The 12,069-nt window shown below is 62.6% G+C and carries 13 protein-coding genes; 1 reads left to right on the forward strand and 12 read right to left on the reverse strand.

The window, feature by feature from the left end; translation table 11 throughout:
- Positions 1-4: 4 nt before the first annotated feature.
- The 10 genes from flgK to flgB form a co-directional block, all read right to left on the reverse strand.
- The gene (gene flgK, locus CWR53_RS15490) at positions 5-2,047 is read right to left on the reverse strand and encodes a flagellar hook-associated protein FlgK (protein WP_100852002.1); all 2,043 of its coding nucleotides are present in this window, start codon (positions 2,045-2,047) and stop codon (positions 5-7) included.
- A gap of 12 nt (positions 2,048-2,059) precedes the next feature.
- Positions 2,060-3,220, reverse strand: a complete 1,161-nt coding sequence (flgJ, locus tag CWR53_RS15495) for a flagellar assembly peptidoglycan hydrolase FlgJ (protein WP_100852003.1) — start codon at positions 3,218-3,220, stop codon at positions 2,060-2,062.
- 11 nt (positions 3,221-3,231) lie between these two features.
- Entirely contained in the window at positions 3,232-4,341 is a 1,110-nt protein-coding gene (locus CWR53_RS15500; RefSeq protein ID WP_058606144.1) for a flagellar basal body P-ring protein FlgI, read from the reverse strand.
- Positions 4,342-4,352: 11 nt separating this feature from the next.
- Entirely contained in the window at positions 4,353-5,048 is a 696-nt protein-coding gene (gene flgH, locus CWR53_RS15505; protein WP_058606133.1) for a flagellar basal body L-ring protein FlgH, read from the reverse strand.
- Positions 5,049-5,085: 37 nt separating this feature from the next.
- Entirely contained in the window at positions 5,086-5,871 is a 786-nt protein-coding gene (flgG, locus tag CWR53_RS15510; RefSeq protein WP_023533986.1) for a flagellar basal-body rod protein FlgG, read from the reverse strand.
- Between the two features lie 47 nt (positions 5,872-5,918).
- Complete coding sequence (locus tag CWR53_RS15515) at positions 5,919-6,659, reverse strand: flagellar basal body rod protein FlgF (RefSeq protein WP_023533964.1); 741 nt, start codon at positions 6,657-6,659, stop codon at positions 5,919-5,921.
- Between the two features lie 391 nt (positions 6,660-7,050).
- Entirely contained in the window at positions 7,051-8,373 is a 1,323-nt protein-coding gene (gene flgE, locus CWR53_RS15525) for a flagellar hook protein FlgE (protein ID WP_100852005.1), read from the reverse strand.
- 30 nt (positions 8,374-8,403) lie between these two features.
- Complete coding sequence (flgD, locus tag CWR53_RS15530; RefSeq protein ID WP_100852006.1) at positions 8,404-9,105, reverse strand: flagellar hook assembly protein FlgD; 702 nt, start codon at positions 9,103-9,105, stop codon at positions 8,404-8,406.
- A gap of 12 nt (positions 9,106-9,117) precedes the next feature.
- The gene (gene flgC / locus CWR53_RS15535; RefSeq protein WP_023533977.1) at positions 9,118-9,561 is read right to left on the reverse strand and encodes a flagellar basal body rod protein FlgC; all 444 of its coding nucleotides are present in this window, start codon (positions 9,559-9,561) and stop codon (positions 9,118-9,120) included.
- A gap of 2 nt (positions 9,562-9,563) precedes the next feature.
- Positions 9,564-9,974 carry a flagellar basal body rod protein FlgB gene (gene flgB, locus CWR53_RS15540; protein ID WP_058606138.1) on the reverse strand — a complete coding sequence of 137 codons (411 nt, stop codon included), beginning with the start codon at positions 9,972-9,974 and terminating at the stop codon, positions 9,564-9,566.
- Here flgB and CWR53_RS15545 point away from each other — a divergent pair.
- The gene (locus CWR53_RS15545; RefSeq protein WP_138031830.1) at positions 9,955-10,203 is read left to right on the forward strand and encodes a hypothetical protein; all 249 of its coding nucleotides are present in this window, start codon (positions 9,955-9,957) and stop codon (positions 10,201-10,203) included. The two genes, flgB and CWR53_RS15545, sit on opposite strands and share 20 nt — an antisense overlap.
- A gap of 48 nt (positions 10,204-10,251) precedes the next feature.
- Here the strand turns inward: CWR53_RS15545 and cheR are convergent, their stop codons facing one another.
- Both cheR and CWR53_RS15555 read right to left on the reverse strand, forming a co-directional pair.
- Entirely contained in the window at positions 10,252-11,079 is an 828-nt protein-coding gene (cheR, locus tag CWR53_RS15550; protein ID WP_023533991.1) for a protein-glutamate O-methyltransferase CheR, read from the reverse strand.
- A 50-nt stretch (positions 11,080-11,129) separates the two neighbouring features.
- A complete protein-coding gene (locus CWR53_RS15555) occupies positions 11,130-12,059 on the reverse strand; it encodes a chemotaxis protein CheV (RefSeq protein WP_058606139.1) in 930 nt (309 codons plus the stop codon).
- Between the last annotated feature and the right edge of the window lie 10 nt (positions 12,060-12,069).

The raw sequence follows: 12,069 nt of genomic DNA on the forward strand, positions 1-12,069 counted from the left end.
CTCCTTACAAGGCGTTGATCAAGGTGCTAAAGGTTTCTTGCGCCGCCTTGATGATCTGCGACGACGCCGTGTAATAGTGTTGGAACTTGACCAGGTTGGCCGCCTCGTCATCGAGGTTGACACCGGACACAGCGCTGCGGCTCTCACTGGCCGACTTGAGCACGGCCTGGGTCGCCGTGGTATCGATGGTAGCCTGGCTGGCCTTGGCACCCACCCGCTCGACCAGGGAGGCATAGGCGGAGGTAAAGCTGGTGCCACCACCCGAACCGGTGTTCACCGTGGATTTGGTCTGCAAGCCCAGCAGCGCCGTGGCATTGCGGTTATCCGCCTTGCCATCGACATTGAACGACAAGGTAAAGCTGTCGTTGGTCGCCGGGCTGCCGCCGATGGTGGTTTCCAGCGCGAAAGTGCGCGGATTGCCGCTGGGGTCGAGAATCGGGTTGCCCGATGCGTCACGCATCGGTATCGACAGCGAGAGCTTATTGTCCTGCCCTGGCACCACGGTCCCAGTGCCGATCTGCGCACCCTTGGCATCGAACAGCTTGTAGCCCTGGGACCCACCGCTGGCTGCGTCGAACACCACGCGCACGGGCATGGCGTCCTTGATCGCCTGCTGCGTCAGGGCCGTGTCGGCTCCGCCATAGATATCCAGCGCTTGTCCGAGGTTGGGTTGTGTGATGGTGCCGGTGCCGCTGTTGCCGCTGCCAACGGCAGCGCTCACGGGACCGGCGAACGCCAGCTTGTTGGCATCGGTGAGCACCGTGGTAATACCGGTGGCGGCCGAGCGGGTAGGAATCACCTTGAAGCTGTCGCCAGCGGCCACCGCACCGCCCTTGAGGGACAGGCTGAAGCCATCGATGACCGGCGCAGGGTCGGCATTGAGGTCGAACGAGCCCATGTCGGTGCCGTCGGAGCGGCGCACACTGTACTGATTGCCGCTGGTGAACTTCACCTCGTAGTCGTAGGTGCTCAGGGCGCCGCTATTGGCAATGGTGACATCGAGGTTGCCCGAGCCTGCGCTGTTGTTCGACGAGGCCAGGCTGCGCTGGGCGATGGCACTGGCGCTGTTGATGCTGGAGAACAGCGAGCTGCCGAACTGCCCGTTGGCGTCCAGGCCCTGGCCCAGCTGGCTATTGATGCTGTCGGCGACGACCAGCGCCACGCGGCCCAACTCGTTCATCGAAGGCGTCAGCACATCCTGGCGGTAGCGCAACAGGCCACCGATGGTGCCGCCGGTGGCCACCGAGGTCACGTCCGAGCTGAACGACTCGTAGTTGATGCGCAAGGTCGCCTGGCTTTTGTCGGCCACCCCCGGCTGAACCGACAACGGGTTGGACCTGCTCCCGGTCACCAGCGACTGGCCGCTGCCCAGGATCACGTCGTAGTTGCCTTCACGCTCCTGAACGGTCACGCCCACCAGTTCGTTCAACTGGCGCACGGCTTCGCTGCGGGCATCGAGCAGGTTGTTGGGCGTGCTGCCGGTGCCGCTGGCGGCCACGATCTGCTTGTTGTACTCGGCGATGCTGGTGGTGAGCTTGTTGACCTGCCCCGCCAAGGTATCGAGCTGGGAGTTGATCACATCGTTCTGCTGGGTCAGTTGAGTGCTGACGGCGTTGAAACGGTTGCTCAAGGTCTGCGCCTGGGTCAGCAGCAATTGCCGCGAAGCCACATCGCCCGGTTTGGCTGCCGCCGTCTGCAGGGCCGAAAAGAAGGCCGTGAGCACCGAGCTGATGCCGGTGTCCCGGTCAGCGAGCAACTTGTCGATGCCAGTGATCTGGTCCTGGAATGCCGTGGAATCGGCTTGCAGGGACGTCGCCGTCTGCAACTGATTGTCGAGGTAGGCACTGTAGATACGGCGCACGTCTGCCAGCGTGGTCCCACTGCCCAGAAAACCTGCGCCCATGTACTGCGAGGCACCGGCCACTTGCATGGCCTGCTGGCGCGAATAGCCGCTGGTGGCGGCGTTGGCGATGTTGTTACTGGTGACCGACAGGTGCGCCTGGCTGGCACTCAAGCCACTCAGGCCGATCGAAATCAGGCTCGACATGATTTAGTCCTTTCAAAGGTTCGTGGTGCTGCCAGCCATGGCGTATTGCGGTGTCTTCTGCATTTGCTGGGCGATGCTGATGATTTTCTTCGCATAGCCCGGGTCGGTCGCGTAACCGGCCTTTTGCAACTCGCGTGCAAACTGCTCAGGGTTATCGGCCGACTTGACCGCTTCTTGATAGCGCGAATTGTTCTGCAACAGGCTCACCAGGTCGTGGAAGCTGTCCTGGTAGGAGTCGTAGCTGCGGAACTGGGCGGTTTCCTTGACGAACTGGCCGTCGCGGAATTCGCTGGTGATGGCCCTGGCCTGCTCGCCCTGCCAGTTGCCGGTGGCCTTGATGCCGAACAGGTTGTGGCTGCTGCTGCCGTCGCTGTTGCGCATGACCGACTTGCCCCAACCGGTTTCCAGCGCAGCCTGGGCGACCAGGTAGCGCGGGTCGATACCGATGCGCTTGGCGGCCTGCTCGGCCATTGGCAGCATGGTGGCGATGAACGAATCGCTGTCGGTGAAGGCCTTTTTCGGTGCCAGCGGCGGCTGGGCAATGGCACGGCCGGTAATGCGCAGCCCGTTCTCGGGCACGGCAAAGGCCTTGGCCGGCTGCTGGCCGTCGCGCACGGGGGCTGCGGGGGCCGCGCCGACGGGCGCCGTGGCCGAAGTAGGCACGATGCCGGCCAGCAGGCGGTCGGTAAGGCGGCTGGGCAACGCCAGGCGCCGCGCATTGAGCGCGGCGACGTCGTTGCGAGTGCTGGCCGCTTGGGTGGCGTGGACCGGGTCTGCGACCTTGCTACCCCACAACACCGGGCCGGCCTGGCCACGCGGGAACGGGCTGGTATTGGCGGCGGCGCTGCGGCTTTTGGTCAGCTGGCGTACCAGCACATCCTGCAGGCCGATACCGCCACCCTCGCGGGACATGCTCACCGACAACTGCTGGTCGTACATGTCCCGGTACTGCTTGACCGTCTCGGTGTTCATCGGGTTGTCGTCGGCCAGGACATCGCTGGCCTTGCGCGAGGCCTTGAGCATCTCGCTGATGAACATCGACTCGAACTCCTGGGCCACCTTGCGCACGTTGGCTTCGCTGTCGCGATCACCATGCTTGAGGGCATTGAGGCGGTTGAGGTCGGTGAAGGCACCGCTGTCGACACTGCCGGAAACCAGGCTCTTGCTGTTCATCGACGCCGTCCTCAGATCACGATCAGGTCGGCCTGCAAGGCGCCGGCCTGTTTCAGGGCTTCGAGAATGGCCATCAGGTCACCGGGCGCGGCGCCCACCTGGTTCACCGCTCGGACGATTTCATCCAGCGTGGTACCCGGGCCGAACTTGAACATCGGCTTGGCTTCCTGCTCGGCATTGACCCGCGAGCGCGGGACCACGGCGGTCTGGCCGTTGGAGAGCGGGCCCGGCTGGCTGACGATGGGGTCTTCGGTGATGGTCACCGTCAGGCTGCCGTGGGTTACCGCCGCCGGCGATACCTTGACGTTCTGGCCGATGACAATAGTGCCGGTACGCGAGTTGATGATCACCTTGGCCACTGCCTGGCCCGGGTCGATTTCCAGGTTTTCCAGGATCGACAGGTAGTCCACCCGCTGGCTGGGGTCCATCGGCGCGCTCACACGCACCGAACCGCCATCCACGGCCTGGGCCACACCAGGGCCGAGCAGGTCGTTGACCTTGTCGACGATGTGCTTGGCGGTGGTGAAGTCGGGGCGGTTGAGGTTCAGGGTCAGGGTGTTGCCCTGGTTGAAACCGCTTGGCACTGCCCGCTCGACGCTGGCGCCGCCTGGGATACGGCCGGCAGACGGCACGTTGACGGTGATCCGCGAGCCGTCGCGGCCTTCGGCATCGAAGCCGCCCACCACCAAGTTGCCCTGGGCGATGGCGTAGACATTGCCGTCGATCCCCTTGAGCGGGGTCATCAACAGGCTACCCCCACGCAGGCTCTTGGAGTTACCGATCGACGACACGGTGATGTCCACCACCTGCCCTGGCTTGGCGAAGGCCGGCAAGTCGGCATGCACCGACACCGCGGCAACGTTCTTCAACTGCACGTTGCCCGATCCAGGCGGCACCTTGATGCCGAACTGCGACAGCATGTTGTTGAACGTCTGCACGGTGAAAGGCGTTTGCGTGGTCTGGTCGCCGGTGCCGTTCAGGCCGACCACCAGGCCGTAGCCGATCAACTGGTTGGAACGTACGCCCGAGATGCTGGCGATGTCCTTCAGGCGCTCGGCTTGCGCGGCGCAGGCGCAGGTCAGCAGCAAGGTGGCGGTGAGCAATTGCCTCAGGTTGAGCATGGTCAGGGTACTCAGAAGGGCCAAAGCGGGCTCATGAAGAAGCGGTCCAGCCACCCGGGCTGGCTGGCATCGGCAAACGAGCCGGTGCCGGAATAGGTGATGCGCGCATCGGCCACCCGCGTGGACGGTACGGTGTTGTCGGTGGCGATGTCGTCGGCGCGGATGAGCCCGGCGATGCGCACCAGCTCTTCACCGGTGTTCAGGGTCAGCCACTTCTCGCCGCGCACGGCGATGATGCCATTGGGCAGCACTTCGGCCACGGTGACGGTCACCGAGCCGGTCAAGGTGTTGCCCTGGGTGGCCTTGCTGTCGCCCTTGGTGGTGCGATCACCGCTGTAGCCGGCATCGAGCGACAGGTCGCCGCCGCCGAACGGGTTGTTGGTGTTCGGCCTGGCCCCGAACAGCGACGACAGGCCAAGGCTGGCCTTGCTGTTCTTCTGGATCTGGGAACCTGCGTTCTTGCTGGCCGAGGTGCGCTCGTTCAGGGTGATGGTGATGATGTCACCCACGCGGAATGCCTTGCGGTCGCCATACAGGTTCTGCTCGAAACCGGCCTGGTAGATCGAACCGTTGTTGGCCGCTGCCGGCAAAGGGGTGCGCGGGAGCACCGGCGCATAGTACGGGTCGTTGGGCTTGGCCGCGGGGGCGACGCAGCCTGCAAGCAACACCGCACCGCCCAGGGCGAAAACGGACAACAGACGATTCATGATGCATACCTCACGGGTGCTACGGAAGTTGCTGGGATCACAGCTGCTGGGTAACGGTCTGCAGCATCGAGTTGGCGGCAGAAATGACCTTGGAGTTCATCTCGTAGGCGCGCTGGGTGGTGATCATGTTCACCAGCTCTTCCACGGTGCTGACGTTGGAGTTCTCCAGGGTTTGCTGCAAGGTGGTACCGAAGCCGTTCAGGCCCGGGGTGCCGACTTGGGGGGCGCCGCTGGCGGCCGTTTCCAGGAACAGGTTGCCACCGATGGCCTGCAGGCCCGCCGGGTTGATGAAGTCGGCGGTCTGGATGTTGCCGATCACCTGGGCGGCCGGGTTGCCGGCGGTGGTGATCGATACGGTACCGTCCTGGCCGACGGTGAAGGTCTGCGCGTCGTTGGGCACGACGATGGCAGGCTCCAGGGCATAGCCGTTGGCGGTGACGATCTGGCCATCGGAGTTGAGGTGGAAGGTGCCGTCACGGGTGTACGAAACCGTGCCATCTGGCTGCAGGATCTGGAAGAAACCACGACCATTGACCGCCATGTCCAGCGGGTTCTCGGTGGTCTGCAGGCTGCCAGCCACGAAGCTTTTCTGGGTGCCGACAATGCGCACGCCAGTACCTACCTGCAAGCCGGAGGGCAGCTGGCTGTCCTGGGTGGACTGGGCACCTGGCTGGCGACGGATCTGGTACAGCAGGTCCTGGAACTCGGCGCGATCACGTTTGAAGCCGGTGGTCGACACGTTGGCCAGGTTGTTGGAAATCACCGTCAGGTTGGTGTCCTGGGCGGACAGGCCGGTTTTGGCGACCCATAGAGCTGGAAGCATGTAAGTTCTCCTCGCGCGCCTGTTTTACGGCACCCGTTCAAATGTCATTAGCCGATTTGCAAAACCCGCGCCATGGCTTCATCGCCTTCCTTGGCTGCGCTCATCATTTTCACGTGCAGCTCGAACTGGCGGGACAACGCCAGCACCGAGGTCATCTCCTCCACCGCATTGACGTTGCTGCCTTCAAGAAACCCCGAGACCACGCGAACATTGACGTCGGCATCGGCCGGCTGGCCGCTGGCGGTGTGAATCAGGCCGTCTGCGCCCTTGTTCAGGCCCTTGGTGTCCGGGTTGACCAGCTTGATGCGGTCGACCTCGGCCATCACCCGTGGGTCTTCACCCATGGAGCGAATGCTGATGGTGCCGTCGGCACCCACTTCCACCTTCTGCTCAGGTGGAATGGCAATCGGGCCGCCGTTGCCGATCACCGGCATGCCGTTGCCGGCGCGCAACACGCCAAGGGCGTCGATGTTCAGGCTGCCAGTGCGCACATAGGCTTCGCTGCCGTCGGGGGCCTGCACGGCGATAAAGCCATGGCCGCTCACCGCCACGTCCAGGTCGCGACCGGTTTCGATCATCGGCCCTTCGCTGAAGTCGGTGGCTGGGCGCTCGGTCAGGGCAAAGGCGCGCGCCGGGAAGCTGTCGCCAAAGACCGGCATCGAGCGGGCCTGCTCCAGGTCGCGCTGGAAACCGTTGGTGGAAACGTTCGCCAGATTGTTGGCGTGGGCCTTCTGGGCCAGCGCGTTCTGGCTGGCGCCGGTCATGGCCACGTAAAGCAATTTGTCCACAGCATCTCCTCCGCGCGCCAGTACCGCGCTGTCATCAGGCAGGGTCTAGCAATAATCGAACCAGCTTGGCACCCCGGTGAATCGGGCACTTCAGCGCGACGGCTTTACCGTCGGTGTCAGTTTGTTGGCATCGGATCAAAAGCGCCTGGATCAGTGATCGCGGCAGGCGCCGTTTTTGTAGGGGCCGGCAAACCGGGTCCAGCCTGAACCCGGGTTGCCTTGGACGCAGATGTATCGCCCGGTGACCAGGCTTTGCCAAAGGAAGAAAGGCCTTGGGGCGGCCTCTGCCCAGTTGGCACCAACGCCCCCTATCACCAGCAGAAAGGACAACAACCAGGCATGCTTCATCGACACTGCCCTAAAACCCTGAGTGTCACGTCTTGCCACGCCATCAGCTCATCTGAATGATGGTTTGCATGATGGTGCTTTCAGTGGAAATCGTCTTGGCGTTGGCCTGGTAGTTGCTCTGCGCCTTGATCAGGTTCACCAGCTCGCCGGTCAGGTCGACGTTGGAATCTTCCAGCGAGGAACCTGCAATCTGGCCCAGGGTGCCGGTGTCTGGCGCGCCGATCACCGGGACACCCGACGAAAAGGACTCCTGCCAGTTGGTGCCGCCGATCGGCGTCAGGCCCTGCATGTTGGCGAAGCTGGCGATGGCGACCTGGCCGATGACTTTGTTCTTGCCATTGGTGAAGTTGGCGAACAGGAAGCCGCCCTTGTCTACCGACAGGCTGGACAGCTCACCGGTAGCGAACCCGTCCTGATCCTTGGCGGTCACGGCCGAGGCGGCGTTGTACTGGGTCATGCCCAGCATGTCGAGGCTGACGCCGCCGGGGTTGGCATTGGCGCCGTTGGCTGACCACTGGCCGGCAGCGTTCTTCTGCGCGGGGATCCAGTTGTCCAGGTTGAAAGTCTTGTTCGCATTGATCGACAGGCCACCGGCCACCGGCCCAGGCGTGAGGGCATCGGCGTTGAGCGTGCCGTCGGACTTGAATGGCAGGTCATTGATCAGCGGCTGCGTGGAGGTCGGGTCCTGTGGGTTGCGACCGTCGATGGTGCTGTACATCTTCCAGGAATTGGACGTGTCATCCTTGATGAAGTACTGGTTCAACTGGTGCGCATTGCCCTGGCTATCGTACACGTCGCTTGAGAACGTGAAGTTGTAGCTCTTGACGTCGGCTGGGTCGAACGGGGTGACCGTAGGCGCGCCATCGCTGGACTTGAGGTTGACCGTCTGCTCGATCTTGGACGTGGCCTTGGGGGTGAGGTTGGCCGTGTCGATCTGAAGGTTGGTCAATACGCCCTGGACCACCTGGCCATTTTCGTCGACGCCATAACCTTGCAGGTTGGCGCCGCCGGCGTTGACGACGAAGCCCTGCTTGTCACTGTAGAACGCACCGGCCCGGGTATAGATCTTCGAGCCGTTGTCGTTGAGCGCGAAGAAACCGTTGCCGTCGATGGCCATGTCCAGCGCCTGGCCGGTGCCGTTGATGTTGCCGGAGCTGAACTGCTGGGAAATGGCGGCGGTTCTTACGCCGGTACCAACGGTGGTACGGCCGGCGCTGGTGCCGCGAATGGAGCTTGAGTACTGGTCGGCGAATTCGGCGCGCGAGGACTTGAAGCCGGTGGTGGCGACGTTGGCAATGTTGTTGCCGGTCACGTTCAGGGCCTTGTTGGCTGCATTGAGGCCACTTAAGCCAATGTTGTAAGACATACGCTAACTCCTGAAGATGTGCGCTAGGCCCTAGATGCCGATGCTTTGAATGGTGGAAAGTGGAACGCTGCCCAGCCCTGCCAGGTTCAGCGACATTTCGCCGCCGTTGGTGCCCATGGTCACGCTGGTGACGGTGGCCGGCAGGTTGGTAGTCATGGCCGTCGTCGTGCCATTGATCGAGGCGGTGGCCTTGAAGCTGTAGGTGCCGGCCGGCAGGGCCTCACCGGCGTCATCCTTGCCATCCCAGGTAAAGTCCACTTTGCCGCCTGCCTGGGTACCCAGGTCGAGGGTGCGCACCAGCTTGCCGTCCTTGTCGTACACTCCCACCGAGGTGGCGGTGCTCGAACCGGTGAGGTTCACCGAGCCCTTCATGTCCTTGCTGGTGTCGACCACGGCCTTGTCGGTCTGCACGATCACGTTGCGTCCGACCAGCGACGACGCCTGCAAGGCCTGGGACGACTGAAACGCACTGGCGATGTAGCCGACCGAGCTGTTCAGGGTCTGGATACCTTCCAGGCTGCTGAACTGCGCCAACTGCGCCACGAACTCGCCGTTCTGCTGCGGGTCCAGAGGGTTCTGGTTCTTCATCTGGGTGACCAGCAGCTGCAGGAAGGCATCTTTGCCCAGTGCACTGCCGGCGGCCCCGGTCTTTTCGTCGTTCTTGCTTTCTTTTCGCTGCAGCGAGTTCAGGTAGCTACTACCGACTTCGCCGGTGGCATTGGTGGTGGTCATGTCGGCGTCCTATCACTGACCCAGGGTCAGCACCTTCTGCATCATGCTCTTGGCCGTGTTCATCAACTCGGCATTGGTCTGGAACGCGCGGCTGGCCGAGATCATGTCAGCCATCTCCTCGACCACGTTGACGTTGGGGTAATACACGTAGCCGTCCTTGTTCGCCGCCGGGTGGCTAGGCTCGTAGCGGGCCTCGAGGTTGCTCTGGTCCTCGACAATGCCGGTTACTTGCACGCCCTGCCCTGCCTCGCCCTGGTCCTCGAACAGCGACTGGCTGGTGCCGGCCTGGGTGTTCTGGAACGTGGTGGCGAACACGGGGTGGCGAGCGCGGTAGGTCTGGTCGATGCTCGACGAGACCGTCTCGGCGTTGGCAATGTTGGAGGCGACGGTGTTCAGGCGCGTGTTCTGCGCGCTCATGCCGGAACCGGCAATGTTGAAGACGCTGGAAAGGGACATGGTCATTCTCCCCGCAGGGCTGACACCAGCCCTTTGAATTTACTGTTGAGCAACGTGAAGCTGGCCTGGAAGCCAATCGCGTTTTCGGTGTAATTCGACTGCTCGATCTGCGCGTCCACGGTGTTCTGGTCGATCGAAGGCTGCATCGGCGTGCGGTACTTGAGAGCTTCGTCGCTCAGCGCCACGCCGTCGGCCTCGATGTGCCGGCTGTTGGTGCGCTCCAGGCCGAAGCGGCCGCCGTTGTGCTGCTTGTCGCTTTCAGCGGCCAGCACCGAGGCGAAGTCCAGGTCACGGGCCTTGTAGTTGGGGGTGTCGGCGTTGGCAATGTTGTTGGCCAGCACTTCGGCGCGTTGCGCACGAAAGCCCAGGGCCTTTTCATGGATACCAAGCGCCTTGTCGAAGCTGATGCTCATGTCGGGGAAACCTTCAGCGGTTGACCAGAGTGTCGTTGCCGAAGGTTTTAGCAAGGCTTGTGCCAACATCGGCAAAGCCCGTATTCAAGGCCTTGCAGCCCTGTTCAAAGGGGCGCTATGCCAGAAAAGCGGCAAACCGCACGCGGCCCAATGGCCACAAGCGGCAAAAACAAGAGCCCATGAGCGGCAAAACAAAAAATTGACGTCAGCGGCAGGGCCGACTCATTGAAAGCCGCTGACAAGGCATCGCCCGGTCAGCGGCACATACGGCATGGGCCTATTTGGCCTGATAGATGATGCCCGGGCTGCACTGCACCATCTGGTAATGGTCCGGCAGGCCGTTGAGGGCCTCGGATGCGCCCAGGAACAAGTACCCGCCTGGCTTGAGGGTGCTGTGAATGCGCAGCAGGATGTCTTTCTTGACCTGGGCCGAGAAGTAGATCAACACGTTGCGGCAGAACACGATGTCGAACTTGCCCAGGCTTGCATAGCTGTCGAGCAAGTTGAACGAGCGGAACTCCACCCGGTTGCGAATCGCCGGCTTGATCGCCCAGCGCCCCGGCCCCTTGGGGTCGAAGTAGCGCTGCAGGCGCTCGGCCGACAAGCCGCGGGCGATCGCCAGGCTGTCGTACTCGCCAGTCTTGCAGTTGTTGAGCATGGTGCCCGACAGGTCGGTCGCGACGATCTGCGCGCCCATTTTCAGCTGGCCCAGATTACTGCGTTCGAACTCGTCGATGGCCATGGAGATGGAGTACGGCTCCTGGCCCGAAGAGCACGCCGCCGACCACATGCGCAGGCGCTGGCCGGGGTTGTTGCGGATGAACTCGGGGATGACCTTGTTCTTGAGCACCTCGAACGGGTAGGTATCGCGAAACCACAGGGTTTCGTTGGTGGTCATGGCATCGACCACCTGCTCGCGCAGGCCGCCCCGCGGCTGGGCCTGGATGCGTTGCACCAGCTCGCCCAGACTCTTGATGCCCTGCTGCTCCATCAATTTGTTGAGGCGGCTGGACACCAGATACTGCTTATTTTCGCCCAGCAAGATGCCACAGGCTTTTTCCAGAAAGACCCGGAACTGTTCGAAATCCAAATTACCCGTAGACACTGCTGCCGCCTCTTTTCAATCACTGTGGCCGGGGCGAACCCCGGCGCCTTTCAATGTGCTGCCTTGATTCGGTCAACCACGCGCTGGGCCAGATCATCCGGCCGGAACTTGGCCAGGAAATCATCGGCGCCCACTTTCTTGACCATCGCCTGGTTGAACACCCCGGACAGTGAAGTATGCAGGCAGATGTGCAGCTTTTGCATGCGCGGGTCGCTGCGAATTTCCGCCGTCAGGGTATAGCCATCCATTTCCGGCATTTCAATGTCGGAAATCATCATCAGAAACTCTTCTTCGGGCTTCTTGCCTTCGTCCACCAATTGGCGCAGGTAGTTCAAGGCCTGGCGACCGTCATTGAGGGCCACCACCTCGACGCCAACCGTCTGCAGGCAACGGCTGACCTGCTTGCGTGCCACCGACGAATCGTCGACGGTCAACACCCGCAGCATCACGGCCTTGTCCTGCACCTCGGCGTCCACCACCCCCGCCGACACCGCCTCCGAAGACGGCGCGACCTCGGCTAGCACCTTTTCCACGTCGATGATCTCGACCATGCGGTTGTCCACCCGCGTGACTGCCGTCAGGTAATGATCGCGGCCGGTCCCCTTGGGTGGCGGGTGGATTTCCTCCCAGTTCATGTTGACGATGCGCTCGACCGAGTGCACCAGAAAGCCCTGGGTCTTGGTGTTGTACTCGGTAATGATCACGAAACTGCTGCGCGTGTCCTCCTGCAACGGGCGCAGGCCGGTGGCCATCGACAGGTCAAGGATCGGAATCGTCGCCCCGCGGATGTTGGCGACGCCGCGCACCACCGGGTGCGCCTTGGGCAGTATGGTCAGCGCAGGGCATTGCAGCACTTCCCTGACCTTGAAAACGTTGATGCCATAAAGCTGTTCGCCGTTGAGGCGGAACAGCAGCAGTTCCAGGCGATTCTGCCCTACCAGCTGTGTGCGCTGGTTGACCGAATCCATAACCCCCGCCATGCCGAACTCC

Source organism: Pseudomonas sp. SGAir0191, from assembly GCF_002812565.2.
Taxonomy (GTDB): domain Bacteria; phylum Pseudomonadota; class Gammaproteobacteria; order Pseudomonadales; family Pseudomonadaceae; genus Aquipseudomonas; species Aquipseudomonas parafulva_B.